General features: G+C 71.9%; 27 protein-coding genes. 8 read left to right on the top strand and 19 right to left on the bottom strand.

The genetic code is table 11. The features are described 5' to 3' along the window. Positions 1-1264: MFS transporter (locus ABZU53_RS30195; RefSeq protein ID WP_355068964.1), on the bottom strand; the 1264-nt coding region annotated here is incomplete at its 3' end. A gap of 321 nt (positions 1265-1585) precedes the next feature. On the opposite strand from ABZU53_RS30195, the gene ABZU53_RS30190 reads away from it, so the two are divergent. Next, the gene (locus ABZU53_RS30190) at positions 1586-2503 is read left to right on the top strand and encodes an EamA family transporter (protein ID WP_355068962.1); all 918 of its coding nucleotides are present in this window, start codon (positions 1586-1588) and stop codon (positions 2501-2503) included. Here ABZU53_RS30190 and ABZU53_RS30185 read toward each other — a convergent pair. The 6 genes from ABZU53_RS30185 to ABZU53_RS30160 all read right to left on the bottom strand — a co-directional run bounded on the left by ABZU53_RS30185 (position 2466) and on the right by ABZU53_RS30160 (position 7400). Further along, a complete protein-coding gene (locus ABZU53_RS30185; protein WP_355068966.1) occupies positions 2466-3350 on the bottom strand; it encodes a diacylglycerol kinase family protein in 885 nt (294 codons plus the stop codon). The two genes, ABZU53_RS30190 and ABZU53_RS30185, sit on opposite strands and share 38 nt — an antisense overlap. 272 nt (positions 3351-3622) lie before the next feature. Beyond that, positions 3623-4576, bottom strand: coding sequence for a twin-arginine translocase subunit TatC (tatC, locus tag ABZU53_RS30180; RefSeq protein ID WP_355068960.1), 954 nt, complete (start codon positions 4574-4576; stop codon positions 3623-3625). Positions 4577-4594: 18 nt separating this feature from the next. After that, entirely contained in the window at positions 4595-4909 is a 315-nt protein-coding gene (gene tatA, locus ABZU53_RS30175; RefSeq protein WP_007459946.1) for a Sec-independent protein translocase subunit TatA, read from the bottom strand. Between the two features lie 181 nt (positions 4910-5090). Then, on the bottom strand, positions 5091-5336 hold the full coding sequence (locus ABZU53_RS30170; protein WP_354862726.1) for a hypothetical protein: 246 nt from the start codon (positions 5334-5336) through the stop codon (positions 5091-5093). A gap of 10 nt (positions 5337-5346) precedes the next feature. After that, on the bottom strand, positions 5347-6405 hold the full coding sequence (locus tag ABZU53_RS30165; protein ID WP_354862724.1) for a YafY family protein: 1059 nt from the start codon (positions 6403-6405) through the stop codon (positions 5347-5349). Next, positions 6402-7400, bottom strand: coding sequence for a WYL domain-containing protein (locus tag ABZU53_RS30160; protein ID WP_354862723.1), 999 nt, complete (start codon positions 7398-7400; stop codon positions 6402-6404). Before ABZU53_RS30160 ends, ABZU53_RS30165 begins: the two co-directional genes overlap by 4 nt. 118 nt (positions 7401-7518) lie before the next feature. Here ABZU53_RS30160 and ABZU53_RS30155 point away from each other — a divergent pair, with 118 nt between their 5' ends. After that, positions 7519-8526, top strand: coding sequence for a cation diffusion facilitator family transporter (locus tag ABZU53_RS30155; protein ID WP_354862721.1), 1008 nt, complete (start codon positions 7519-7521; stop codon positions 8524-8526). A 55-nt stretch (positions 8527-8581) separates the two neighbouring features. Beyond that, the gene (locus ABZU53_RS30150) at positions 8582-9667 is read left to right on the top strand and encodes a DUF3866 family protein (RefSeq protein WP_355068959.1); all 1086 of its coding nucleotides are present in this window, start codon (positions 8582-8584) and stop codon (positions 9665-9667) included. 154 nt (positions 9668-9821) lie between these two features. On the opposite strand, the gene ABZU53_RS30145 is transcribed toward ABZU53_RS30150, so the two are convergent. From ABZU53_RS30145 to rfbA, 5 genes are all read right to left on the bottom strand, one after another. Next, positions 9822-10847: a cupin domain-containing protein gene (locus tag ABZU53_RS30145; protein ID WP_354862564.1), complete on the bottom strand. Its 1026-nt coding sequence runs from the start codon at positions 10845-10847 to the stop codon at positions 9822-9824. 206 nt (positions 10848-11053) lie between these two features. After that, positions 11054-11257, bottom strand: a complete 204-nt coding sequence (locus ABZU53_RS30140; protein WP_354862562.1) for a hypothetical protein — start codon at positions 11255-11257, stop codon at positions 11054-11056. A gap of 68 nt (positions 11258-11325) precedes the next feature. Beyond that, on the bottom strand, positions 11326-12684 hold the full coding sequence (pafA, locus tag ABZU53_RS30135) for a Pup--protein ligase (protein ID WP_234581936.1): 1359 nt from the start codon (positions 12682-12684) through the stop codon (positions 11326-11328). Positions 12685-12752: 68 nt separating this feature from the next. Next, entirely contained in the window at positions 12753-13376 is a 624-nt protein-coding gene (gene rfbC / locus ABZU53_RS30130) for a dTDP-4-dehydrorhamnose 3,5-epimerase (RefSeq protein ID WP_355068957.1), read from the bottom strand. Then, entirely contained in the window at positions 13373-14260 is an 888-nt protein-coding gene (gene rfbA, locus ABZU53_RS30125; RefSeq protein ID WP_354862559.1) for a glucose-1-phosphate thymidylyltransferase RfbA, read from the bottom strand. Before rfbA ends, rfbC begins: the two co-directional genes overlap by 4 nt. Positions 14261-14348: 88 nt before the next feature. Here rfbA and rfbB point away from each other — a divergent pair, with 88 nt between their 5' ends. The 4 genes from rfbB to ABZU53_RS30105 all read left to right on the top strand — a co-directional run bounded on the left by rfbB (position 14349) and on the right by ABZU53_RS30105 (position 17892). Continuing rightward, entirely contained in the window at positions 14349-15350 is a 1002-nt protein-coding gene (gene rfbB / locus ABZU53_RS30120; protein ID WP_355068955.1) for a dTDP-glucose 4,6-dehydratase, read from the top strand. 169 nt (positions 15351-15519) lie between these two features. Next, entirely contained in the window at positions 15520-15891 is a 372-nt protein-coding gene (locus tag ABZU53_RS30115) for a DUF2304 domain-containing protein (RefSeq protein WP_354862556.1), read from the top strand. Continuing rightward, the gene (locus tag ABZU53_RS30110; protein WP_007459917.1) at positions 15884-16585 is read left to right on the top strand and encodes a glycosyltransferase family 2 protein; all 702 of its coding nucleotides are present in this window, start codon (positions 15884-15886) and stop codon (positions 16583-16585) included. The genes ABZU53_RS30115 and ABZU53_RS30110 overlap by 8 nt, the downstream gene beginning before the upstream one ends. Continuing rightward, complete coding sequence (locus tag ABZU53_RS30105) at positions 16582-17892, top strand: polysaccharide biosynthesis protein (protein WP_355068953.1); 1311 nt, start codon at positions 16582-16584, stop codon at positions 17890-17892. Before ABZU53_RS30110 ends, ABZU53_RS30105 begins: the two co-directional genes overlap by 4 nt. 142 nt (positions 17893-18034) lie before the next feature. On the opposite strand, the gene prcA is transcribed toward ABZU53_RS30105, so the two are convergent. From prcA to arc, 7 genes are all read right to left on the bottom strand, one after another. Further along, a complete protein-coding gene (gene prcA, locus ABZU53_RS30100; protein ID WP_354862553.1) occupies positions 18035-18865 on the bottom strand; it encodes a proteasome subunit alpha in 831 nt (276 codons plus the stop codon). Positions 18866-18926: 61 nt separating this feature from the next. Further along, positions 18927-19766, bottom strand: coding sequence for a proteasome subunit beta (prcB, locus tag ABZU53_RS30095; protein WP_234581940.1), 840 nt, complete (start codon positions 19764-19766; stop codon positions 18927-18929). Further along, entirely contained in the window at positions 19685-20356 is a 672-nt protein-coding gene (locus ABZU53_RS30090) for an endonuclease VII domain-containing protein (RefSeq protein ID WP_355068952.1), read from the bottom strand. Before ABZU53_RS30090 ends, prcB begins: the two co-directional genes overlap by 82 nt. A 6-nt stretch (positions 20357-20362) precedes the next feature. Next, a complete protein-coding gene (locus ABZU53_RS30085; RefSeq protein ID WP_088948111.1) occupies positions 20363-20578 on the bottom strand; it encodes a ubiquitin-like protein Pup in 216 nt (71 codons plus the stop codon). 104 nt (positions 20579-20682) lie between these two features. Then, the gene (gene dop / locus ABZU53_RS30080; protein ID WP_354863300.1) at positions 20683-22200 is read right to left on the bottom strand and encodes a depupylase/deamidase Dop; all 1518 of its coding nucleotides are present in this window, start codon (positions 22198-22200) and stop codon (positions 20683-20685) included. Between the two features lie 126 nt (positions 22201-22326). Beyond that, positions 22327-24285: a hypothetical protein gene (locus ABZU53_RS30075; protein WP_355068950.1), complete on the bottom strand. Its 1959-nt coding sequence runs from the start codon at positions 24283-24285 to the stop codon at positions 22327-22329. A 139-nt stretch (positions 24286-24424) separates the two neighbouring features. Continuing rightward, entirely contained in the window at positions 24425-26209 is a 1785-nt protein-coding gene (gene arc / locus ABZU53_RS30070; protein ID WP_266242043.1) for a proteasome ATPase, read from the bottom strand. 178 nt (positions 26210-26387) lie between these two features. On the opposite strand from arc, the gene ABZU53_RS30065 reads away from it, so the two are divergent. Beyond that, a complete protein-coding gene (locus tag ABZU53_RS30065; RefSeq protein WP_039908212.1) occupies positions 26388-26681 on the top strand; it encodes a ferredoxin in 294 nt (97 codons plus the stop codon). The last annotated feature ends 112 nt before the right edge of the window (positions 26682-26793 follow it).

Raw genomic sequence — 26793 nt, 5'->3', positions numbered from 1 at the left:
AAATCACCCGCCCACCACCTCTATCTACACCCACACATATACCCTCTTTCCCTCCCCCACGCTCTTCCGATCTCCCCTGGGGCCGCCAGGCGATGGCGGCGATCGCCGCCATCGCGACGGCGGCGACCCAGAACGGTGTGGTGATCTCCCAGGCGCTGGCGAACAGGCCGCCGAGGAGCGAGCCCAGCGCCGCGCCGCCGAGATCCAGCAATGCGTACACGCTGCCGACCCGGCCGCGCAGGTGCGCAGGCACGACCCGTTGCCGGACCGAGGTGACGGTGATGCCCCACACCATGGCATGGATGCTGAACACGACCAGCACGACGGCGGCGACCCAGGGTGTCGTCGTGGTCGCGAGGCACACGTGCGTCACGACCTCGATCACCAGGCCGGCACGCAACACGGTGGCGCTGCCGAGCGCGCGCGTGAGCATCGTGGCGACTGCGGTGCCGACCAGGCCGCCGACCGCGAAGGCGGACAACAGAAATCCGTAGCCGACGGCGGATACACCCAGGCGCTCCCGGCAGTAGAGCACGAACACGGCGAACGCGGCACCGAACGCGATGTTGCCCAGTCCCATACTCACGGCGAGGGTCCGCAGCAGTCGGTGCCGCCACAACCACCGCACGCCGGCGGCGACCTCGGCACGCAGCGAGGCCCGCCGAGGCGGATCGCCAACGACGGGGACGCGCCGGATGCCCGCGATCAGCGCTGCGGACGTCGCGAAGGTGAGCGCGTCGACCCCGAACGGCACCGCCGCCGCGACGACGAACAACCACGCGCCCAGCGGCTTCGCGACGAACTGGTTACCGATGGTGAAGCTCGCGTAGAGCCGAGCGTTGGCGCGCGGCAGTTCCTCCGGGGCGACCACCGCCGGGAGCAGGGCACCCAGCGCGGTGTCCGCGAGGGTTTCGCCCGTACCCAGAAGGAAGAGCACCGCGTAGATGACGGCCACCGAGACGGTTCCGGTCGCGATGGTCATCGACAACGCCACCAGGGCCGCGGCGCGGGCGAGGTTGACGACCACGACCAGACGGCGACGGTCGAGCCGATCGACGTAGGCACCGCTGACCAGGGCGAACAGCAGCCAGGGCAGTTGCTGCGCGAAGACGGCGCCGGCGATGAGGGCCGGGTTGTCGCTGACGGAGGCGACCAGCAGCGGGCCGGCGGCCATGGTGACACCGTCGCCGACGTTGGACACCGCCGCAGCGGTCCACAGTTTGGTGAAGTCCGCGCCGAGACGCGCGGATATAAGGGCACGCACAAGAGCTCCTCGAGCCAGGGAAGGAAACGGTCGTCGTGGGACCGCTCCGCGGCGAGGAGCACCAGACCCCCGGGGGTGATCTCCGGCGGCGCCCGATCAGTGCCGGGCGTGCCCTCGCGGCGAAGCGGAGACCGTGACCATGGCGAGGCGCATGCCAGCTCCCAACTGTGGATCAATACCGGTCCGAGCAGGATAGCTGGCCCATCGACGCTCTCGTATCCCCGAAGCGCGACCCGCTCGCCACCAGCCGGGCGACGCGGCTCGCGTTCTTCCCGACGGTCGACACCGCCGGAGAGCACTGCGGGCTGACCGCCTAGCGTCGTGCTCGTGACAGAGACCCTGCTGCCCGCACCGCGCCCGGCCGACGCGCCCCCGCAGCGCCGCGGCGGCGTCCTCGCCGTGGGGCTGGTGCTCGGCGGGGCGCTCTCGGTGCAGTTCGGCTCCGCCCTGGCCGCGCTGCTCTTTCCGCGTACCGGGGTGGCCGGGGCGGTCACCCTGCGGCTGACGATCTCGGCGGTGCTGCTGCTCGTCGTGTGCCGGCCCCGGCTGCGCGGGTACGACCGCTCGGCCTGGCTCGCGGCCGGCGCGTTCGGGCTGGCCCTGGCCGGCATGAACTCGCTGTTCTACCAGGCCATCGAGCGGATCCCGCTCGGCCCGACGGTGACCCTGGAGGTGCTCGGCCCACTGGCGCTGTCGGTGTTCACCGCCCGTCGGCTGGCGAGCTGGTGCTGGGCGGGGCTCGCGCTGGCCGGGGTGGCGCTGCTCGGGCAGGGCGGCTTCGACCGGCTCAACCCGGCGGGGGTGGCCTTCGCGTTCGGCGCGGGCGCGATGTGGGCGGCGTACATCGTGCTCAGCGCGCGGGTCGGCGGCCGGTTCCCGGGCGCGGACGGGCTGGCCCTCGCACTGACCCTCGCCGCGCTGGTCACCCTGCCGCTGGGCATCGTCGACGGCGGCGCCGTCCTGCTCGACCCGAGGGTGCTGGCGCTGGGCACCGCCCTCGCGGTGCTCGCCTCCGGGCTCCCGTACACCCTGGAGCTGCTGGCGCTGCGCCGGATGCCCACCGCCACCTTCGCGGTGCTGATGAGCCTCGGCCCGGCCATCGCCACCCTCGCCGGATGGCTAGTGCTGCGGCAGGCGCTGACGCTGCTGGAATGCGCCGCCATCGTGCTGGTCATCGCCGCCAGCATCGGCGCGGTACGGGTCAGAGCAGCAGTCGCAGCGCCCCCGGCACGGCAGTGATCGTCACCGGCAGGCGCAGCGAGCGTTCCCCGTCGGCGTACGTGACGATGTCGTCGGCGGCCAACTCCACGGTGCGGGCCCGGTAGCTGCTCACCAGCGGGTGGCTCACGTGGGTGCCCTGGTAGATGCGCGGCTTGACCCGGATCAGGGTCCGCCGGTCGACCCGACCGGCCACCACCACGTCCAGCAGCCCATCGGTCGGATCGGCCTCGGGACAGATCCGCATCCCACCGCCGTACGTCGGGCAGTTGCCCACCGCCACCAGCACCGCGTCCATCTCGTGCGGCACCCCGTCCAGGCGCAGCGTGTAGCGGCGGGGCCGGAGCCGGGCCAGCTCGACCACGATCGCCAGGTCGTACCGGCGGGGGCCGCGCGGCCAGCGCATCCGGTTGGCGCGCTCGTTGACGATCGCGTCGAAGCCCGCCGCGAGGACGGCGCCGTACCAGCGCTCGGCCCCGTCGGCGCCGGTCATCCGGGCCAGGTCGACGACGCGGGTCCGGCCGGCGCGCAGCGCCTCGGCGATCACCGCCACGGCGGCGACGGGATCGGCCGGAAAGCCGGTGTCGAGGGCGAAGTCGTTGCCGGTGCCGGCCGGTACCGGCCCGAACGGCACGTCGGTGCCGGCGGCGGCCTGCATGGCCCGGTGTACGGTGCCGTCCCCGCCGATCGCGACCAGCGCGCCGACGCCGTCGGCGATCGCGGTACGACACGCCGCCTCCGCCTCGTCCGGACTGGACGCCGACAGCAACCGGACCGGGCGGCCGGCGGCGGCCAGCCCGTCCAGCAGTCGGGGCAGCAGCGCCCGGTGCCGCCCCCGACCGGCCGTGGGGTTGGCGAGCACGGCCACCGGGCCACCCTCGTCCCGGGCGCGGTCGACCGAGTCGCGGGCGGGCGGGGTGCGCTCGACCGGCCCGTCGGTGGGCGGGCCGGGCAGGTGATCGTCTGCGGTCACGGGCAGCACCGTACCGGTCGGACACCCGCCGTTCACCAGGGGCGGCCGACGTCACGATCAGTCTCACCGCCGGCGCGTGGGGTGAGCGTCTGACGGGGCCGCTGACGCGACGACGCCGCCCCCGGCAGGCGGGGACGGCGTCGGTGGACTCCGGCGGCGCGGGGCCGTCAGGTCATGTCGTCGTAGCGGCGTTCGATGGGCGCCGGCTTCGCGATCGGCTCGGGCGCACCGATCGGCGCGGTCGCGTCGACCCGCTGCCCGGCCACGACCGGGTCCGTGTCGAACTCCAGCGGCGAGACCTCGTCGTCGTCGAGACCGGCGTAGATTTCCTTGCCCCGCCCACGCCGCTTGTCGTTGATGAACGCGACGCCCACCGCGCCGAAGTAGAGCGCGGAGAGGCAGACCGCCAGGGCGGTCATCCCGAACGGGTCCGGGGTGGGGGTGACCACGGCGGAGAACGCGAAGAACACGAAGATCGCCACCCGCCACCAGCTGAGCAGCCGCTTCGCGCTCGCCAGGCCGACGAAGTTGAGCATCAGCACGACCAGCGGGAACTCGAACGCCACACCGAACAGCAGGATCAGGTTGGTGACGAACGAGATGTAGCGGGTGACTTCCAGGGTGGTCGAGATGTCGTCGCCGGACACGTTCATCAGGAACTCGAGGCCCTTGGCGGTGACGAAGAACGCCAGCACCGCGCCGGCGGCGAAGAGCGGTGCCGCCAGGGCCGTGAAGGCGTAGGCGTAGCGCCGCTCGTGCCGGTGTAGCCCGGGCGCGATGAACGCCCAGAGCTGGTAGAGCCAGATCGGCGCCGCGATGATCAGGCCCACCCACAGGCCGATCTTCAGGTTCAGCAGGAAGACGTCCGCCGGACCGAGCTGGACGAACAGGCACTTGTTGGTCTCCGGGTCGACCGACCCGGGCAGATCGCAGTACGGCTTCGACAGCAGCACCCGGACCGGCTCGGCCAGCCAGATACCGAAGCCGAAGCCGATCATGATTGCCAGCGACGCGCGGAAGAGACGGTTGCGCAGCTCACGGACGTGCTCGATGAGCGTCATCGAGCCGTCGGCGGCCCGTTCGAAGGTGCTCGGGCCGCGCTTACGCAGGGCGAAGGCCACGGTGGTGGGGCCCTTCGGTCAGTTGTCGCGGACGCGGTGCACCGGGTCGACGACCGGCTGCTGCGCCGGCGCCTGCTGGTACGGCGCCTGCTGCGGCTGCCCGGCGTACGGCGCCTGCTGGCCGGCGTGCGGCGGCAGCGGCTGGTAGCCGGCCTGCGCGTCGGCCTTCTCGGCCAGGTCGCGGTCGTCGTCCTGCAGGCTCTTGGTCTCGGCCTTGATGATCCGCAGCGAGCGACCCAGCGAGCGGGCCGCGTCGGGAAGCCGCTTCGCACCGAAGAGCAGGATCAGCACAACCACGAGAACTGCGATGTGCCACGGCTTGAGGGCACCCATGAGAAGCTCCAGTCGCTCTGTGTCCGGGGGGTGATACGCAGCCCATCGTACGTGTGGATGGACCGAATGCCACCTGCCGGGGATGATGATCAGGGCCCGGCCGGTGAAGTCTTGACCAACCGCGATGATCAGTCAACCATCGCCACCCGGCCGGGGGACGACGGTGGCCGACAGAGGTCGGTCAGCCGCGCTTGGCCTTGATCACGGCGAGTCGCTGCTGGGCGGTGTCGAGCTGGCGCTGGACACCCTCGGCGCGCTGCTGCAACGCCTCGGCGGTCTCCCGGAGCGCCTCCGCCTCAGTGGCCCGCCGCTGCAACGCCACCGCGGCGCGGCGCAGCTGGGGCAGCCGGCTCAGCACCGGGCGGACGGCCAGCGCGAGCGCCACGAGCGGGAGCAGCACCACCGCGAGCACGATCCAGATCAGCACGCCGGTCAGCCTACTGGGTGCGGGCGGCCACCGCCGGATCGCCCGACGGCACGCCGGCCGGCACGGAATCGGCCGGCGCACGCCGGGGAACAGCCGCCGGCACGGCGTACGCGTCGAGCGCGGCGGCGGCTGTCGCCCGGACCTGTTCGGCCAGCTCGACCGGGGCGACCACTGTGACGTCCGGGCCGAGGCCCAGCACGAACCGCCGCGCCCAGCCCAGGTCGGTCACCCGCAGCGAGACGAGCCACTGGTCGCCGTCGCCGGCCTCGACCCGCTCGCACGGGTAGTACTCGGTGATCCACCGCTCGCCCCGCCCGATCCGCAGTGTGATCAGCGGCAGGTCGGGCGACGGCCGGAAGACACCCTCGGTGAGGTCGTGCGGGACAGCCTGCGGCGGGACGGTGGCCGGCTCGTCCAGTTCGGTGATCGCGTCGATCCGGTCGGCCCGGAACAGCCGGACCGCCTCCGCGCGCCGGCACCACGCCTCCACGTACGCCCGGCCGCCGACCATCAGCATCCGCAGCGGGTCGACGACGCGCTCGGTGGTCTCGTCCCGGGCCGCCGTGTAGTAGGTGATCCGCAGCGCCTTTCCGCCCTCCACGGCCGAGCGCAGCGCCTCGACCCGCCGGGTGTCCCCGGGCAGCCGGACCGCGACCGGTGCACCCACCAGGTCACCGGCGGCGTCCTCGATCTTCGCGAGGGCCCGCTCGATGGCCTCCCGGTTGGCCACGCCCGGGGTCTCGGCGAGCATCCGGAGCGCCACCACGAGCGCGAGGGCCTCGTCGGGGGTGAGCCGCAGCGGCCGGTCGATGCCGGCGTCGTAGGTGATGGTCACCCGGTCGCCGTCGAACGCCATGTCGATCAGGTCACCGGGGCCGTAACCGGGCAGCCCACACACCCACAGCAGCTCCAGGTCCTCCCGGAGCTGTCGTTCGGTGACGCCCAGGTCACCGGCCGCCTCGGCGATCTCGATGCCGGGCCGGGCCAGCAGGTAGGGAACCAGGTTGAGCAGCCGCGCCAGTCGGTCGGCCGAGGCCCGGGAACCGCCGCGGGCGGCCGGGCGGGTCACCGGGCCCCCCCGGAGACGGTCAGCTCGTCGTGCCGGACGGCGATCTCCTTGAGCCGCTGGATGACCGCCTCGCGGACCTCCGGCGGGTCGAGCACCCGCACGTCCGGGCCGTACCCGACGAGCTGGCCCGCCAGAGAGTCCGGGTCGGCGTACGGCAGGACCAGCTGGTCGCCGTCCGGCCCGGCGGTCACCTCCACCGCCCAGCGGCGCAGGCCGGCGGCCCGCCCGGGCGTCGCCAGCACGGTGGCCCGGCCGGTGCGCTCCACCGGCCCGGACCAGCGGGCCACGTGGCTGATCAGGTCTACGCCGGCCGGCGGCTCGTACGCGCCGGGTGCGCCGGTCACCCGGACCGCGCCGACCACCCGGGACAGGCGGAAGCAGCGGGTCGCCGCGCGGTCCAGGTCGTGGCCGACCACGTACCACCGCCCGCGCCAGCAGACCACGCCCCACGGTTGCAGCCGGCGGCGGCTGGGGGCGTCCCGGTCGGGCACCCGGTAGTCGAACCCGACCTCGCGGCGGTCCCGCGCGGCGGCGGTCAGCGGCGCGAACGCGGGATCGACGGTGACCATCGGCTCCATGCCGAGGGTGGCCTGCGGGTCGACGTCCACCCCGGCGGCGCGCAGCTTGGCCAGCCCGGACGACGCGGCGGCGGCCAGCCCGGCGTGCTGCCACAGGCGGGCGGCGATGCCGACCGCGGCGGCCTCGTCGGGCTCCAGGGGGATGTCGGGCAGCGCGTACTCGCGGTGGGCGATGCGGTAGCCGGGCTCGGCGTCGAAGACGCTGGCCGTGCCGGTCTCCAGCGGGACGCCCAGCTCGCGCAGCTCGGCCTTGTCCCGCTCGAACTTGCGCTGGAACGCCTCGTGGTCGCGCGCGTCGTCGGGGTCGTGCTCGTAGCCGGGCACGGTCGCGGCGATCTGCGCGGCGGTCAGGAACCGTCGCGTGGACAGGAGGCAGATCACCAGGTTGACCAGGCGTTCGGTGCGGGTCCGCGACACGGGTAGACGCTAGCAGCCGACGCGGCGCAGGCGTGCACCCACGCGGGCGTGCCGCACACTTGTTCGGATCGGACCCCTCCCCCGGCGCGTCGCCGCCCGCGGCCATAGTGTTGCCCTCATGTCGCAGGGCGAGATGAATACCGAGAGCGAGAGCGTCGGCACCGTGGTCGTCGCGGGCGCCGCCAACCTCGCCATCGCGATCGCCAAGCTGGTCGCCGGGCTGATCTCCGGGTCGGCCGCGATGCTCTCCGAGGCGGCGCACTCGGTCGCCGACACGACCACCGAGGTGCTGCTGTTCCAGGCGCTGCGCCGCGGGGCCCGCCCGGCCGACCAACGACACCCCTTCGGGTACGGCAAGGAGAGCTACGTCTGGGCGTTCTTCGCCGCCATGTTCACCTTCGTGGCCGGCGCCGGCTTCGCCGTCACCCACGGTGTCACCACCATCCTCGTGCACGAGCACAGCGGCAACTATCTGATCTCGTACATCGTCCTCGCGGTGTCGTTCGTCATCGAGTCGATCTCGCTGGCCCGGGCCGTGCGGCAGGTCCGCCGCGAGTCCCAGCGCTGGGACACCACACCCCGCCGGTTCCTGCGACTGACCGCCGACACCACCGTCAAGGCGGTCTTCCTGGAGGACAGCGCGGCCCTGATCGGCCTGCTGCTGGCCGCGCTCGGCGTCGGCCTGTCCCAGGCCACCGGCGACGAGGTGTGGGACGGCATCGCGTCGATCCTGATCGGGTTGCTGCTGCTGGCCGTCGCCGGGATCCTGGCCAGCAACAACCTGTCGCTGCTGGTCGGCCGGGCCGTCCCGGAGCGGCTGCGCCGCGAGATCGAACGCGACCTGGCCGGGCTGCCCGAGGTCGAGCGCATCGACACCCTGCTGACGATGCAGCTCGGCCCGGACGACATCCTCGTCGCCGCGAAGGTCGACTTCCGTGACGAGGCCACCGGCGCGGCCATCGAGGCCACCGCCGACGAGGCCGAGCGGCGGCTCACCGGCCGGTACCCGGAGATCCGCTACGTCTTCCTCGACCCGACCCGCTCGCTGCCGGGAGCCGCCGGGCGGGCGCGCGACACCCAGGCCAGGCCGAGCGCGGACGCCGGCGGCGAGCCCGACCCCGCCTGAGGGGCGGGCCGACCCGAGCGCGGGCCGGCTGGTCCGCGCGGCTAGCGTGCCCGTCATGGTGCGATGGCGGACGGGGACGGTGGCGGCGCTGCGGCGGCAGTGGACCGGGGCGGTGGAACTCGAGGTCGACCTGCCCGACGGCACGCGCATGCGGGCGCTGGCCTATCCCGAGCTGGTCGGCACGCCCGAGCCGGGTGACCGGGTGCTGCTCAACGCCGGTGCGCTGCTGATGGGGTTGGGCACCGGCGGGTACGCCCTCGTGGTGGCCCTGCCGGACCGGCTGCCGCCGGACCCGCCGGACGCCGGTGACACCCGCGACGCCGGGCACCTGGTCAAGGCCCGCTACACCCCGTTGCAGCCGATCCTGCTCGGCGTCGACGAGGAGGCCAGCCCGCACCGCGCCCTGCTGGCCGACGCCGACGACCTGGGTGGGATGCCGGTGGTCACCGCCGACCTGCACTCGGCGCTGCCGGCGATTCTGGCCGGCATCCGGGCCGAGGCCCCGCACGCCCGGGTGGCGTACCTGCTCACCGACGGCGGGGCGTTGCCGGCCTGGTTCTCCCGCACGCTCGCCGGGCTGCGCGACGAGCTGGCCGGGACGATCACCGTCGGGCAGGCGTTCGGCGGCGACCTGGAGGCCACCACCCTGCACGGCGGCCTGCTCGCCGCCCGCCACGTGCTGGACGCGGACGTGGCGATCGTGGCCCAGGGGCCCGGCAACCTGGGCACCGGCACCCGGTGGGGTTTCTCCGGCGTCGCCGTCGGCGAGGCCGTCAACGCGATCGCCACGCTCGGCGGCCGGCCGGTCGGCTCACTGCGCATCTCCGACGCCGACCCCCGCCCCCGACACCGGGGCGTGTCGCACCACAGCCTCACCGCGTACGGCCGGGTGGCCCTCGCCCCGGCGGAGCTGGTCGTGCCCGACGACCTGGACCCGGCCCTCGCGGCCGAGGTCGACGCGGCGCTGGCGCCGCTGACGGCCCGACACCGGATCGTCCGAGTGCCCACCGCCGGCCTGGACGCCGCGCTGCGCGCCAGCGCCGTGCCGCTGTCCACGATGGGCCGCAACCTCGACGCCGACCACGCCTACTTCGTGTCCGCCGCCGCAGCCGGCCGCCACGCCACCACCCACCTCCCCTGACCTGACCCCGACCCACCGCCCACCTGCGTTGATCATGAAGTTATTGCCCCGACACGCCGGGCGGGCGGGCAATAACTTCATGATCAACCCCGGGCGGGACCGGGGTGGGACGCGGGCGGGACCTGGGTGGGAGGGTGACGGTCGGGTCAGCGGATCACCCGAACCGGGGCTTGCGGAACATCTCCAGGAAGACCAGCGGCTCGGTGCCGAGGTTCTCGATGTAGTGGCCGTAGGCGAACGGCACGTACCCGACGTCACCCGAGCGCATGTCGAAGGTGCCCGCCACGCCCTGACTGGCGAACACGCCCATCCGGCCGTGGCCGGAGAGGTAGTACTGCCACTCGTCGTCGGTCGGGTGCCAGTGCAGCTCGCGCAGCTCGCCCGGATCGACCTCGACCAGCGCGGCGCAGATCGCGGTGGCCGCCGGGAACTGGGTGACGTCGGCGATGCGGACCTGGCCGCCCGCGAACCGCTGCGGCTGCTGCGCGAGCAGCCGGTGGCTCAGGCTGCGGGGCACGTCCCCGCTCGGGCTGACCACCTTGTCGCGGTCCAGCGGCGGCGGCACCTGCCCCGCGAAGATGTACTTCTCCCGCTCCGGGATCGAGTCGAGCTGCTCAGGCCGCCACCCGAAGTTCTTGGCCAGCACGTCCTTCGGGGTGTGCGCGAAGAAGTCGCTGATCAGGAACGTGCTGTTCTCGGTGAACGCGCCGTCGTCGAAGACGAGCAGGAACTCCACGCCCTCGTCGAGCGCCTGGATGTGGTGCGGCACCCCCTGCGGAAAGAACCACAGGTCACCGGCGCGTACGTCGTCGAGGAAGTTGCGGCCCTCCTGGTCGACGGCGCTGATCCGGGCGCTGCCGCGCGACACGTACGCCCACTCGGACTGCTTGTGCCAGTGCAGCTCCCGGTACCCGCCCGGTTCCAGCGCCATGTCCACGCCGCTGAGCTCGGTGGCGACCGGCAGCTCCCGTACGGTCACCTCGCGGGTCCAACCGCCGCCCTGCACGCGGGCGTGCGCGTCGGAGAACGAGAACCGCAGGTTGGGCAGTGTCCCCGCGTCCGTGCTCGGCGGGGTCAGCAGATCGGGGTTCTGCCGGTCCCGGACCACGTCGCGCGGCCCGGGGTCCTGCCAGCCTCCCCCACCGCGTTCCGGCTGCGGCACCGTCCGGTCGTCGTCCATGATCGCCTCCCGCGTCGTCGCGTCCCGGTGTCGTCGGCGCAGTGGGCGGGCGGACCCGCCCGCGACGGCGACGTCGGCGGATACCCGTCGACGCGACCCGGCCGGGCCAACCTCTGGCCCCGGGAGGGTCACCGACGAACACCGCTCCCGCGACAGCGCGGGTGGGTCAGCAACGGACACCGCTCGCGCGACAGCGCGGGGCGGGATCAGGCGAGGAAGATCAGGGCGAGCCAGCCGCCCACGATGAGCACCAGCGCCAGGGCCAGCACCCACGTCGGCACGGTGTACTCACCGCGCCGGTTGCGGTCGATCTCGGCGCGGATCTTCTCCCGCCGGCGTTCGACCCAGTTCTGCCGCTCGGCGCCGCGCCCGGAGCGCTCGGAACGGTCGGATGGTTCAGAAGTCGTCATGGCGCGCCCAGCCTACCGGGCCGGCGGGCCCCGTCGGCGGCACACCACCGCCGGGGCCGGCACACCCGTCACATGCTGGCGATCAACCGCTCCACCCGCTCGTCGTACGCCCGGAACGGGTCCTTGCAGAGCACGGTGCGCTGTGCCTGGTCGTTGAGCTTCAGGTGCACCCAGTCGACGGTGAAGTCGCGCCGCTTCTCCTGGGCGTGCCGGATGAACTCGCCGCGCAGCCGCGCCCGTGTGGTCTGCGGCGGGGTCTCCTTGGCCTCGAAGATCTCCGGGTCGGTGGCCACCCGGTCCACCTCGCCGCGACGCTCCAGCAGCCCGTAGAGGCCCCGCCCACGGCGCACGTCGTGGTACGCCAGGTCCATCTGCGCCACCCGGGGGTGCGACAGCGGCAGGTCGTGCTTACGCTGGTAGCGCTCGATCAGCCGCAGCTTGCTGACCCAGTCGATCTCCCGCGAGACCGGCTCCAGGTCACCGCTCTCCACCGCGTTGAGCACCCGGCCCCACAGCTCGACGACCCGCTTGGCGGCCTGGTCGCCGCCGCGGCGCTCGACGAACTCGGTGGCCTTGGCCAGGTACTCCTGCTGGATGTCCAGCGCGCTGACCTCCTTGCCGGAGGCCAACCGCACCTTGCGCCGCCCGGTGATGTCGTGCGACACCTCGCGGATCGCCCGGATCGGGTTCTCCAGCGACAGGTCCCGCATGACGACCCCGGCCTCGATCATCCGCAGCACGATGTCGGCGGTGCCGACCTTGAGCAGCGTGGTGACCTCGTTCATGTTCGAGTCGCCGACGATCACGTGCAGGCGCCGGTAGCGCTCGGCGTCGGCGTGCGGCTCGTCGCGGGTGTTGATGATCGGTCGGCTGCGGGTCGTCGCCGAGGAGACGCCCTCCCAGATGTGCTCGGCTCGCTGGGACAGGCAGTAGACCGCGCCACGCGGAGTCTGCAGGACCTTGCCGGCCCCACAGATCAACTGCCTGGTGACCAGGAACGGGATGAGCACGTCAGCGAGCCGGCCAAACTCGCCGTGCCGCGAGACCAGGTAGTTCTCGTGGCAGCCGTACGAGTTGCCGGCCGAGTCGGTGTTGTTCTTGAACAGGTAGATCTCACCTGCGATGCCCTCGTCGTGCAGCCGCTTCTCCGCGTCGACGAGCAGCCCCTCCAGGATCCGCTCGCCGGCCCGGTCGTGGGCCACCAGGTCGGTCACCGAGTCGCACTCCGGTGTCGCGTACTCCGGATGCGACCCGACGTCTAGGTAGAGACGGGCCCCGTTGCGCAGGAACACGTTGCTCGACCGGCCCCAGGACACGACGCGACGGAACAGATACCGCGCGACCTCGTCCGGGGACAGCCGCCGCTGCCCGCGATAGGTACAGGTGACGCCGTACTCGGTCTCGAGGCCGAAGATTCGCCGCTCCATGGTGTGACATTAGCCGCCCGGAGGCCCGGTTCGTCACTGTCACACCACAGGTCGTGCTTCGGGGGTGGTCACATACCGGCTGAGTGCGACATTCCGTCCGGCCCGAGACTGGCCACGAACCGCCGGCAGGCGTCGTACTCCGGCAGCAGGCCGCGCTCGCGGGCCTGCGCCAGGGTCGGCGCGGCGTCGTCGCGGGCGGACAGCAGCGGGACGTCGGCGGGCCACTCGATGCCCAGCTCCTCGTCCAGCGGGTGCACCGCGTGCTCGCCGGTCGGGTTGTACGTGGCCGAGCAGAGGTAGCTCAGCGTCGCGTCGTCGGTCAGCGCGCAGAATCCGTGCCCCAGCCCTTCGCTGAGGTAGACCGCCCGCCGGTCGGTGTCGTCCAGCCGGACGCCCTCCCACCGGCCGAAGGTCGCCGAGCCGACCCGCAGGTCCACGATCACGTCGAGAACCGCGCCGCGCACACACGTCACGTACTTGGCCTGCCCGGGCGGCACGTCGGCGAAGTGGACGCCGCGCACCACGCCGCGCGCCGAGACCGACAGGTTGGCCTGGGCCAGCCGCAGCGGGTGCCCCACCGCCTCGGCGAGGTGGTCGAAGCGGTACCACTCCATGAACATGCCGCGCGGGTCGCCGTGCTGCTGGGGGGTGATCTCCCAGGCGCCCTCGATGCCCAGCTCCCGGATCTTCATCGGCCCACCCGCGCTTCGTTCTTCTCGGCCAGCAGCCCGAACAGGTAGTCGCCGTAGCCGCTCTTGACCAGCGGTTCGGCGAGCGCGCGCAGCTGATCGTCGTCGATGAGGCCGGCCCGCCAGGCCACCTCCTCGACACAGCCGATCTTCAGGCCCTGCCGCTCCTCGATCACCCGGACGAACTCGCCGGCCTGCATCATCGAGGCGAACGTGCCGGTGTCCAGCCAGGCCGTGCCCCGGTCGAGCAGGGTGACGGACAGCTCGCCGGTCTCCCGGTACGCCTCGTTGACCGCCGTGATCTCCAGCTCGCCGCGAGCGCTCGGGGTGAGCTTGGCGGCGATGTCGACCACCCGGTTGTCGTAGAAGTACAGGCCGGGCACCGCGAAGCGGGACTTCGGCCGGGCCGGCTTCTCCTCGATCGAGAGCACCCGCCCCTCGGCGTCGAAGTCCACCACCCCGTACTCCTGCGGGTTGGCCACCGGGTACGCGAACACCCGGCCGCCGACCAGGTCGCCGTGGGCGGCGAGCTGCCGACCCAGGCCGACGCCGTGGAAGATGTTGTCGCCGAGGATCAGCGCCACCGACTCGTCACCGATGAAGTCCGCGCCCAGCACGAACGCCTGGGCGATGCCCTCCGGGCGGGCCTGCGTGACGTACTCCAGCCGCAGCCCGAACTGGCTGCCGTCGCCGAGCAACCGGCGGAACTGGTCCTGGTCCTCCGGTGTGGTGATCACCAGGATCTCCCGCACCCCGGACATCACCAGGGTGGAGAGGGGGTAGTAGATCATCGGCTTGTCGAAGACCGGCATCAGTTGCTTGGACACTGCCCGGGTGATCGGCCAGAGCCGGGAACCGGTGCCGCCGGCGAGTAGGATTCCGCGCACCGGGGGAGCTTAGCCGCTACCAGCCCGTCGGCATGTCGGTGGTCGCCGCCGACAGCCGGCCCACCGCTTCGCGTACACTCCTGGACCCGTGAGGATCCTCGTCACCGGCGGTGCCGGATTCATCGGTTCAGAGTACGTCCGCATGCTGCTGGGCGTGCCTGGTGGCACCGCCTCGGGCGTGCCCGCGGTCGACCCCGCCGGCGTGACCGTGCTCGACAAGCTCACCTACTCGGGCAACCTGGCGAACCTCGACCCGGTGCGCGACGACCCGCGGCTGCGCTTCGTGCAGGGCGACATCTGCGACCCCGGTGTGGTCGACGAGGTGGTCGCCGGGCACGACGTGATCGTGCACTTCGCGGCGGAATCGCACGTCGACCGCTCGATCGCCGGAGCCGCGCCGTTCGTCACCACCAACGTGCTCGGCACCCAGACGCTGCTGGACGCGGCGCTGCGCCACGGCACCGGCCGCTTCGTGCACGTGTCGACCGACGAGGTGTACGGGTCGATCGACGAGGGCTCCTGGACGGAGACCTGGCCCCTCGCGCCGAACTCGCCGTACTCGGCCTCGAAGGCCGGCTCCGACCTGCTCGCCCTGGCCTACCACCGCACCCACGGCATGGACGTGGTGGTCACCCGCTGCTCCAACAACTACGGGCCGTACCAGTTCCCCGAGAAGGTCATCCCGCTGTTCGTCTCCAACCTGCTCGACGGCGGCACCGTTCCGCTCTACGGCGACGGCGGCAACATCCGCGACTGGCTGCACGTGCACGACCACTGCCGGGGCATCGCGCTGGTCCAGCAGAAGGGCCGCGCCGGCGAGGTCTACAACATCGGCGGCGGCACCGAGCTGACCAACAAGGAGCTGACCGGTCTGCTGCTGGAAGCCTGCGGCGCCGGCTGGGACCGGGTCGTCCCGGTGACCGACCGCAAGGGCCACGACCGCCGCTACTCGCTGGACATCACCAAAATCAACCAAGAGCTGGGGTACGCCCCGAGCATCGACCTCACCGACGGTCTGGCGCAGACCGTGCAGTGGTACCGCGACAACCGGGCCTGGTGGGAGCCGCTGAAGGCGGCGCCGACCGCATGACCCGGGCGATCACCAACGATCGGTTCCCCCGTTCCATCCCCCGATCGGCGTACAGTGTGCTAGGGCACGGCCGTTGGGCCGCCGCGGGTCTGCCACCCCTCACGGGCTGGCACACCACCCTGGCCGCCGCGTTCGCCTCCGCCGCTCCACCCGCCCCGTGGAAGGTCGCATGAAGCTCACCCTCGTCACCGGCTTGACCGGCCTGATATTGCTGGCCACGATCGTCGAGCTGCTGCGCCGCCGGCAGCTCCGCGAGAAGTACGGCATGCTCTGGCTCGGCGTCCTGGTGATCGTCATTCCGCTGTCGCTCTTCCCCCGCCTGCTGGACAACGTCGCCGAGCTGCTCGGCGTCCAGTCCGGCGTGAGCCTCGTGCTCTTCCTCGGCATCGTCTTCCTCCTGCTGGTCTGCGTGCACCTCAGCTGGGAGGTCAGCGCCCTGGAGGAAGAGACCCGCACCCTGGCAGAAGACTTCGCCCTCCTGCGCGCCGAGATCGACGCGGACCGGGCGGCCCGAGACGAACTGGTGTCGCACGATGGTTAACGGCAAGCGGGTCCTGATCATCATCCCCGCGCTCAACGAGTCCGGCTCGATCGCCGACGTCGTCGGCGAGGTCCGCGGCGAACTGCCCGGCGTCGACGTGCTCGTCGTCGACGACGGCTCCACCGACCGCACCGCCGCCGTCGCCGCGGCGGCCGGCGCCCGGGTCGCCAAGCTGCCGTACAACCTCGGCGTCGGCGGCGCCATGCGCCTGGGCTACCGGTACGCCCGCGACCACGACTACGACGTGGCCATCCAGATCGACGCCGACGGCCAGCACGACCCCCGGTACGTGCCGAAGCTCGTCGACCTGCTCGACGAGACCGACCTGGTGATCGGCGCCCGGTTCGCCGGCGAGGGCGACTACAGCGTCCGCGGCCCCCGCCGCTGGGCCATGGTCATGCTCTCCGGCGTCCTCTCGCGTGTCGCCCGCACCAAGCTCACCGACACCACCTCCGGCTTCCGGGCCGCCAACCGCCGGGTGATCGACATGTTCGCCACCTGGTACCCGGTGGAGTACCTGGGCGACACGGTCGAGACGCTTGTGCACACCGCCCGGCGGGGCTACACCATCCGCCAGGTGCCGGTGGCCATGCGCAAGCGGATGGCGGGCACTCCCAGCCACTCCCCGGCCAAGGCAATGATCTACCTCGGTCGCGCCTTCGCCGTGCTCACGTTGGCGCTCATTCGCCGGTGATCCGCCGGCTCCTGAGTCTCGTCCCACCGGGGACCGTCGCCGTCGGCGCCGGCCTGGCCCTGCTGGGGCTCGCCTCCTACGTCCACCTGGCCGTCGCCGGGCACAGCCTCACCGAGGCGGACTACTCGTCGCTCGCGGCGCTCTGGACGATCGTCTTCACGCTCGGCATCGGCCTGTTCATGCCCGTCGAGCAGGAGGTCGCCCGCCTCGTCGCCGGCCGGCACAGTCAGGGCCTCACCCCCGGGCCCGTGCTGGCCCGGGGGGCCGCCCTGGCCCTCGGTCTGCTCATAGCCATCGTCGCGCTGATCGTCATCGCCCGGGCGCCGCTCGCCGACCGGCTCTTCGCCGGTGACAACGACATGGTCACCGTGCTGATCGGGTCGCTCGCCGCGCTCGCCGTCGCACACACCACCCGCGGCGTGCTCTCCGGCCTGCAACTGTTCCCCTGGTACGGCGCCCAGCTCGGCGTCGACGGCGGCCTGCGCATCGTCCTGGTCGCCCTGCTCGGTCTGACCGGCGTCACCTCCCCCGTCTGGTTCGGCGCGGTGCTGATCGCCGCGCCGCTGATCGGCGTGGCGGTCACCGCCCCACCGGTCCTGCGGGTCATCGGCGGCGGCGTCCCCGTCGCCTGGGCCTCGTTCCTGCGCGGCCTCGGTCTGCTCATCGCGTCCAGCCTGCTCTCCCAGGTCGTCGTCAACATCGGCGTGATCAACGTCAAGGTGCTGGACCCGTCCGACGTGGCCACCGCCGGCGCCCTGCTCTCCGCGCTGGTGCTGGTCCGGATCCCGCTGTTCGTCTTCGCGTCGCTGCAGGCGTCCCTGCTCCCGGGTCTCGCCACCTCCGCCACCACCGGCGACCGCACCGCCTTCAACGGCCTCCTGCGCCGGGCCCTGGGCGTCGTCACCGCGCTCGGCCTCACCGGCGCCGTGCTCGCCGTCCTGCTCGGCCCGTGGCTGGTGCAGACCCTGTTCGACGCGCCCGACGTCCTCGGCCACGGCGACTTCGCCTGGCTCGCGGCAGCCACCCTCGCCTACCTCTGGGCGATGGTCCTCGGCCAGGCGCTGCTCGCCCTCGACCGGCACCGGGCGCAGGCCGTCGCCTGGGCCGTCGGCGTGGCCGCGCTGGTCGTCGCCACCCTCGCCCCGGTCGCCACCGCGCTACGGGTCGAGCTCGGCTACGCCATCGGCTCCGTGGTGGTCGCCGCGACGATGGCCGCCCTGCTGCGCGGCACCCGCGCCGGCGGCACGACCCCCACCGACGTCCCGCACCGCGAGGCCGTCACGCCCGGGGTGACCGGAGGGCTCTGACCCCGCGCCGCCCACGCCCGCTGCGTATCGCCAGCGGCCGACGTACCGGCCCGCCCGCGGCACAGGACCCGCGGCCGGGCCGGGCGGGGAACGCAAAGCGGCGGGCGGCCCGGGAACTGGCCGCCCGCCGACATGACCCGTCCTACTTGCCGTCCGCCGGCTTGTCCTCCAGGTCTGCGGAGCCCGCCGACGTCGTCGGCTTGTGCGCCTCCGTGGTCGGCTGCGCCGGCGTGTCCGGCCCGCCCGCCTCGGCCGGCTCCTCCGCTGCCGCGACATCGCCGTCCAGCAGCGCCGTCAGCGCCGCGCCCGTGATCCGGCGGAACGTACGACCCACCCGCTGGCGGTCCAGCACCGCCACCTCGAGCTGGTTCGCGGCGATCGTGCGGGCCGCGCCGCCCTCACCACCGACGGTGCTCAACGCCTGCACCGCCACCCGGGCCGCCTCACCGAGGGACATGTCCGCCCGGTGCTGCGACTTCAGCACACCGGTGATCGCCTCGGCCTGACCACCCATGGCCATCCGACCCGGCTCGTCGTTGACCGACCCGTCATAGGTGAGCCGGTACAGCTCGTCGTCGTCCGGAGTCGCCCCGACCTCCGCGACGCAGATCTCCACCTCGAACGGCTTGGACTGCTCGGTGAAGATCGCGCCGAGCGTCTGCGCGAACGCGTTGGCAAGCGCCCGCCCGGTGACGTCGCGCCGGTCGTAGCTCAGGCCGTTCAGATCGGCCATCCGCACCCCGGCCCGGCGCAGGTTCTCGAACTCGTTGTACCGACCGACGGCGGCGAAGCCGATCCGGTCGTAGATCTCGCTGACCTTGTGCAGGGCGCTGGAGAGGTTCTCCGCGACGAAGAGCACCCCGCCGGAGTAGCTCAGGACCACGGCGCTGCGACCCCGAGCGATGCCCTTGCGGGCCAGCTCGGAGCGGTCGCGCATGATCTGTTCGGGCGAGGCGTAGAACTGCATGGCCACGGCGGCGGTTCTCCTTACGGCGCTGTGCTGACGACTGCGGACTGGTGGGGGTGGACGGGGCTCATCCGCCCGGGTTCTCCATCCGGCCGGCGACCACACCCTCGGCGATCGCCGCCGTCTCGGTGTCGGTCAACCGGCGGGTGCCCTCGGCGGTAGCGGTCATCACCACCGGATAGATCCGGCGGGTCAGGTCCGGTCCGCCGGTCGCGGTGTCGTCGTCGGCCGCGTCGTAGAGCGCCTCGACCGCGAGCCGGGTCGCGTCGTCCACGGACAGGCCCGCCCGGAAACGCTTCTTCAGCGCCGACTTCGCGAAGAGCGAGCCCGAGCCGATCGCGTCGTACCCGGTCTCCTCGTACGGGCCACCCGTCACGTCGAAGCTGAAGATCCGCCCCGCCCGCGCCGGGTCGGCGGCGGCCAGGTCGAAGCCGGCGAACAGCGGCACCACGGCGAGCCCCTGCATGGCCGCGCCCAGGTTGCCCCGGATCATCGACGCCAGCCGGTTGGCCTTGCCGTCGAGCGAGAGCATCGCGCCCTCGATCTTCTCGTAGTGCTCCAGCTCCACCTGGAACAGTCGCATCAGCTCGATGCCGATGCCCGCGGTGCCCGCGATGCCGACCAGCGAGTACGCGTCGGCGGGGTGCACCTTCTCGATGTCACGCTGGGCGATCAGGTTGCCCATGGTGGCCCGTCGGTCGCCGGCCATCACCACGCCACCGGCGGCCGAGATCGCCACGATGGTGGTCGCGTGCGGCGCCAGGTCGGCGGCCATGCCCGGCGGCAGCGGCCGACGACCGGGCAGCATCTCGGGCGCCACCCGGCTCAGAAACGTGGTGAAGGAGGACGTCCCCGCGTTGGTGAACACATCTGGTAGACGCCCGGATGGATCAAAGCCCGCTGCCACGTGGTTCCTCTCAGGTACGTGATCGCCCTGGCCAGCCTCGTAGGACTGTCACGGAACTGGCCAAGACCACCGTTGCAGTTGAAGCAGAGTATCCCGCGCACCCACCCGGTGCGATGATCGTGGTCCAGATGTTGCGGGTCCGCGCCGCCACAGATCGCGCAGACCCCGCCCTGCTCGGCCAGGAGCTCCTGAAACTCCTTCTCCCCGATGCCGTACCGCTGCTGGAGGTGGTACTCGCGTGTGCCGCCGTAGAGTCGTTGCGCCGTCTCTTTGCCACGGGCGTTGTGGCAGGGTTTGCAGTAGCTGTGCCGACCACTGGCCTTGGTCGAGGTGGTGGGAAAGTCGTTCAGGGGCTTGATCTGCTCACAGTCCGGACACCACTTGAGGCCTTCGCCGACGGGCTTGGGTGATCTCCGCTGCGGAGCAATACCGCGCTTGCGACGGCTTGCCTCCGACCGTGCGGCGGCGCAGACCTTGCAGTAGAAGGCCAGCCCGTCCTTCCTCCGCCGGTCACGGTGGAACTCAGTGCCGGCCAGCACTCTCTTGCACTGCGGACATGCCTTCTCGGCACCGTCCGGCGAATCGGACATGTGGTATCATTCACCTCCTTTCTGTACATAACCCCTCACGAATTCCTCTGCGTTTTCTTCGAGGACGGAGTCGATCTCGTCGAGCAGGTCGTCGACGTCCTCGGTGATCTCGGCGTGCCGCTCAGCCACCTCGGGGTTGGCCTCCGTGGTGACGTCCTCGATCTCCTCGCCCTGGCGGGACTTGCCGGACTGCGACTGGCCGCCGCTGTCATGAGTGGCCATTGCTGCCTCCTCCACGATCGTCTGCGATGAACTTACCTCGCTCGGACGACGAAAAGCCCGCTGCGCGCCGGCTTGCGGCGCACAGCGGGCAATCGGCGCCGCGTTCAGCCGCCGGTCAGCGTCTCCAGGAGGTCCTTGGCGCTGGCGCAGCGGTCGAACAGGGCGCCGACGTGGGCGCGGGTGCCCCGCTCCGGCTCCATCATCGGCACCCGGACCAGCGACTCGCGGCCCACGTCGAAGATCACCGAGTCCCAGCTCGCGGCGACCACCTCGGAGGCGTACTGGGCGAGGCAGCGGCCACGGAAGTAGGCCCGGGTGTCCTCCGGGGGCTCGGTCATGGCGCTGCGGGTCTCCTCGTCGGTGAGCAGCGTCTTCATCGCCCCGCGGGAGACCAGCCGGTTGTAGAGGCCCTTCTCCGGGCGTACGTCGGAGTACTGCAGGTCGACGAGCTGGAGCTTGTGCGAGCCCCAGCCGAGCTTCTCCCGCTCCCGGTAGCCCTCCAGCAGCCGCAGCTTGGCCACCCAGTCCAGTTCGTCGGCGCAGAGCATCGGGTCGCGGCCGAGCCGGTCCAGCACGTCCTCCCAGCGGTCCAGCACGTCGGCGGTCTGCTCGTCGACGTCGGTGCCGTAGCGGTCGTCGACAAAGGACCGCACCCGCTCCAGGTACGCCCACTGCACGTCCAGGGCGGTCAGCCGGCGGCCGTCGCGCAGCCTCATGAGGTGCGTGAGCGAGGGGTCGTGGCTGACCGCGCGCAGTTCGCTGACCGGGTCGGCGATGCCGAGGTCGGGGCCGAGCGCCTTCTCCTCGATCATGGTGAGGATCAGCGCGGTGGTGCCCACCTTGAGGTAGGTGGAGATCTCGGAGAGGTTGGCGTCGCCGATGATGACGTGCAGCCGGCGGTACTTGTCGGCGTCGGCGTGCGGCTCGTCGCGGGTGTTGATGATCGGCCGCTTGAGGGTGGTCTCCAGGCCGACCTCGACCTCGAAGAAGTCGGCGCGCTGGGAGATCTGGAAGCCGCTCTGCCCGCCGTCCTGCCCGATGCCGACGCGGCCGGCGCCGCAGACGATCTGCCGGGTCACGAAGAACGGCGTCAGGTACGCCACGATGTCGGCGAACGGGGTCTGCCGGCGCATCAGGTAGTTCTCGTGGGCGCCGTAGCTGGCGCCCTTGTTGTCGGTGTTGTTCTTGTAGAGGTGGATCGGCTGGCTGCCGGGGATGGTGGCGGCCCGGCGGGACGCCTCGGCCATGACCCGCTCGCCGGCCTTGTCCCAGCGCACGATGTCGCGGGGGGTGGTGACCTCGGGTGTGGAGTATTCGGGGTGGGCGTGGTCCACGTAGAGGCGTGCGCCGTTGGTGAGTATCACGTTGGCCAGGCCGAGGTCCTCGTCGGCGAGAGCCTCGGCGGGGTCGTACGCGGCCCCGGAGTACGTGAAGCCGCGGGCGTCGCGCAGCGGCGACTCCTCCTCGTAGTCCCAGCGGGCACGCCCGCCCCGGTTGAGCTCGGGCCGGGCCCCGTAGGCGTTGACCACCTGGGACGAGGTGACCATCGGGTTGGCTCCGGCCTGGCCGGGCACGGAGATGCCGTACTCGACCTCAGTGCCCATGATCCGTCTTACGCTCATCGACCTACCCGCTTCGCTCGCCCGACCCGGTCCCCCGTCACGTCGAGCGTAGTCCGACTGTTCGGGGACGGGGGCACGGCGGCGTGGGCGGGTTACGGGTGTCGGCCCGTGGCCCGCCCGCCGCGTTCAGTACTTGATGATCATTGGCACGGTGGTGACCCGGGGGCGCAGCTCGGGGTACCTGGTCAGCAGCTTGTCGACGCGTCGCTGCGCGGACGGGTCGCTGATCAGCAGCCGGATCGGGCCGCGCGCACCGCGCAGGATCTTGCGGGTGCGCTCCGGTTCCTCGAACATCGGCAGATAGATGGCCCGTTCCGTCTGCGCGGTGGTGCCCTGCAGGGCGGAGAGGCAGATCGACTCGACGTAGCCGCGGTAGCCGCCCCGGTCCAGCACGACGGTGACGGTGCCCGGTTGGACGGGATGACGGCGGTACGCGGCGGCGCAGACCTGGGCCACTCTCGACGGTTTGTCGACGCTGTGCCGGACCCACAGCTGGGTCCAGCTCTGCTTGTCGACCACGAGCACGCTGCCGCGCCAACCGGTGAGCCCGCAGAGGGTCACGACGGTGAGCACGGCCAGGGCGGCGGCGAGCGCGGGGATCGCGGCGGCGCGGACACCGCGCTCGCCGCCGGACGGGACGGGCAGCAGCCGGACCAGGGCGGCGGTGCCGACGATCAGTCCGATGAGGGCGAGGTGTGTGCCCTTCATGAAGTAGTAGGCGGGCTGGACGCCGGCGACGATGTTGGCCAGGGCGATGGCGAGGGCGAACCCGACGGCCACCAGCACGGCCGCGAGGTGACGGCGCCAGGCGCGGTCGGCGCGGCGGGCCTGGATCACCAGGCCGATCAGCACGATCGGGGTGAGGCCGAGCAGGGCGTGCCACGCCTCGGCGAGTTCCGGGCCGGCTTTCGCGTCGAGCGCTTCGGTCTGGCCGGCGCCGAGGATGCCGAGCAGCAGGGGCAGCGGGGCGAGAAGCGCGGTGAGCAGGCCGACGCCGAGCAGCGTACGGCGGACCTGGGTCAGCTCGCGGCGGTGCGCGATGAGCCAGCCGAGCACGAGCAGCCCGGCCGGGGGGAGGTACAGGTAGTAGGTGAAGCCGATTCCGGTGAGCAGGGCCCCGAGCAGGACGAGTTGTTCCCGGTTGCCGGCGAGGGGGCGTACGACAAGCGCGGTCAGCCCGACGGCGAGGGCGAGCCCGAGCACCTCGCTGGGGTAGCCGGCGATCAGCAGGCGGGGCAGTTGGCTGCCGAGGACGAGGGCGCCGATGACGATGGTCAGGACGACCCGGTGCAGCGGGTGCTGCGGACCGGACAGTCGCTGGGCGGCCCAGAACAGCGTGAGCACGAGGAGGCCGAGGGTGGCGAAGCACCACCATCCGTAGTGGGTGAGGCTGCTGACCCCGCTGGGAGTGCCGGTGGCCGAGCGCAGGTGCGCGTCGAGGAGCGCGGTGGTGAAATGCCAGCCCTGCGGATAGCGGACGAGCAACGAGACGATGTCGTCCCGGGAACCGGCCGGGTCGAGGAAGACGTACCCGCCGTGCCGGCCGATGGCGTCGACGAGGGCGACGTGGCGGAAGTTGTCCTCGCCGAGGGCGAGCAGGCTGAGGCGTCCGGCGAGGGTGGAGGCGCGCAGCCAGGGCAGGGTGAGGTAGCCGACGGTGGCGACGGTGGCGACGATCGGCAGCAGGTCGGTCCAGCCGGGGCGAGGCAGGGTGGGACGTCTACCGGTGGCCGCCGCGATGAGAGTGAGTGCCGTCAGCGCGGCGCCGGTGACCGCGACGGGGTGCAGACCCCAGGGCCAGACCGAGAAGAGCAGACCGGCGATGGTGGTGGCGCCGACGAGCAGCAGCACAGCGAGCATGAGCCGGTCGAGCAGGGTGCGGCCGCCGCGCAGCAGGCTGGCGGTGGCCAGCAGCACGAGCGGGGGCAGCAGCCAGGCGAGGTGCAGGGGGTACGCCACCGCGGGAACCAGCCAGGCTGCCGCCAGCGCGATGAGCAGCCGGCGGTGGGGGCGGGCGGGCGGCGGGGTGTCCGGGTTGACCGCGGGAGGTGCCGGTGGGTCGGTGACGGTCAGCTCGGACGGCACGCGGATCCTCGGAAAGTCGGAGGGTGGGGGCGCCACAGCGTACCGGGTCAGGTGGGGCTCGTGTGGGATGCCGGCGACGTGCCGGTGGTACGGGCGGGGCCCGGGACGCGTCGCGTCCCGGGCCCCGGTGGTGTCACCGTCAGAGGTACTGGCCGGTGTTGCTGGCGGTCTCGATGGACCGGCCGGCCTCGGCGCCCTTGCCGCCGGAGACGAGCGTGCGGATGTAGACGATCCGCTCGCCCTTCTTGCCGGAGATGCGGGCCCAGTCGTCGGGGTTGGTGGTGTTGGGCAGGTCCTCGTTCTCGCGGAACTCGTCGACACAGGCGTCGAGCAGGTGCTGCAGGCGCAGGCCCTTGCGACCGGAGGTGAGGAACTCCTTGATGGCCATCTTCTTGCTCCGGTCGACGATGTTCTGGATCATCGCGCCGGAGTTGAAGTCCTTGAAGTAGAGGACTTCCTTGTCACCGTTGGCGTAGGTGACTTCGAGGAAGCGGTTCTCCTCGGTTTCGGAGTACATCCGCAGCACCACGGCGTCGATCATCGCGGCGACGGTGGCCTGGGGGTCGGCTCCGTGTTCGGCGAGGTCGTCCGGGTGCAGCGGGAGCCCGGAGAGGATGTACTTGGAGAAGATGTCCTTCGCCGCCTCGGCGTCCGGTCGCTCGATCTTGATTTTCACGTCGAGCCGACCGGGGCGCAGGATCGCCGGGTCGATCATGTCTTCCCGGTTGGAGGCGCCGATGACGATGACGTTCTCCAGGCCCTCCACGCCGTCGATCTCACTGAGCAGCTGCGGGACGATCGTGTTCTCCACGTCGGAGGAGACGCCGGAGCCGCGGGTCCGGAAGATCGAGTCCATCTCGTCGAAGAACACGATCACCGGGGTGCCCTCGCCGGCCTTCTCCCGAGCCCGCTGGAAGATCAGCCGGATGTGCCGCTCGGTCTCGCCGACGTACTTGTTGAGCAGCTCCGGGCCCTTGATGTTGAGGAAGAAGCTGGTGTGCTTCTCCTTGCCCTGGCGCTCGGCGATCTTCTTGGCCAGCGAGTTGGCCACCGCCTTGGCGATCAGCGTCTTGCCGCAGCCGGGCGGGCCGTAGAGCAGGATGCCCTTCGGTGGGCGGAGCTGGTGCTCGCGGAACAGGTCCGCGTGCAGGAACGGCAGCTCCACCGCGTCGCGGATCTGCTCGATCTGCGACTGGAGGCCACCGATGTCGCCGTAGTCGACGTCGGGCACCTCCTCCAGGACCAGCTCCTCGACCTCGCTCTTCGGGATCCGCTCGTACGCGTACGCCGAGCGGGGCTCGATCATGAGCGAGTCGCCGGCCCGGATCGCCGAGCCGATGAGCGTCTCGGCGAGGTGCACGATGCGCTCCTCGTCGGAGTGGGAGACCACCAGCGCCCGGTCGCCCGGCCCGCCGTTCGGTCCCTCCAGGATCTCCTTGAGCATCACGACCTCACCGACCCGCTCGTACCCGAACGCGTCGACGATGTTGAGCGCGTCGTTGAGCAGGACCTCCTGGCCGCGGCGCAGCTCGTCCACGTCCAGTGAGGGCGAGACGGCGACCCGCAGCTTGCGGCCGCCGGTGAAGACGTCCACCGTCCCGTCGTCGTGCTTGGCCAGGAAGACTCCGTAGCCACTCGGCGGCTGCGCGAGCCGGTCGATCTCCTCCTTGAGCGTGACGATCTGCGTGCGAGCCTCCTTGAGGGTGCTCACCAGCCGGTCGTTGTTCTCGGTCAGCCGCGCCAACTGTGCCTGGGTGGCCGCCAGCCGCTCTTCGAGCTGCCGGACGTGTCGGGGGCTTTCGGTCAACTTCCGCCGCACCAGGGCGAGTTCCTCCTGAAGGAACGCGACCTGCGTGGAGAGATCGTGGGCTTCCTTCTCCCACCGTGCGGCGCGCGAGTCCGCGTCGTCGCTGCGTGCTGCCACGTCCCACCTCCCCGGGGGGCTTGAACGTTCTGACCTAACACTAGCCGCTATGAGCCCGATTCGGTCCCACGCAACACCCTCGTCACCGAACCTTGATCGCCAAGGGTGGCCTGGCGGGCCGGTACGGGCGTTCGGGTACCGTCGGAGGCTGGTACGGGAGAACATGGGGGGTGCACCGGTGGCCGAGGTCGCGACCGACCAGTTGCAGGTCTGGGTGGACCAGGATCTCTGCACGGGTGACGGGCTCTGCGTGCAGTACGCGCCGGAGGTGTTCGAGTTCGACATCGACGGCCTGGCGTACGTCAAGGGCGTCGACGGTGAGCTGCGGATGGCGCCGGGCAGCCGGGTGGACGTGCCCGCGCACCTGCGCCTCGAAGTGATCGACTCCGCGAAGGAGTGCCCGGGCGACTGCATCCACGTGGTGCGTGGCGACGGCGTCGAGGTCGCCGGCCCGGACGCCGAGGACGACTGAGCCGGGCGCCGGGGGGGGGGGGGGGGGGCCGCCCCCGCGCGCCCCCCCCCGCGGGGGGGGGAGAGGCGAGGGGGGGCGCCCCCCCCCCCCCCCCCCCCCGCGGCCAGAGAAG

Origin of the sequence: Micromonospora sp. NPDC005194, from assembly GCF_040608335.1 — a bacterium.
Taxonomy (GTDB): Bacteria; Actinomycetota; Actinomycetes; order Mycobacteriales; family Micromonosporaceae; genus Micromonospora.
Note: the sequence above shows the minus strand (reverse complement) of the source record. Positions and strands in the feature narration are given on the sequence as shown.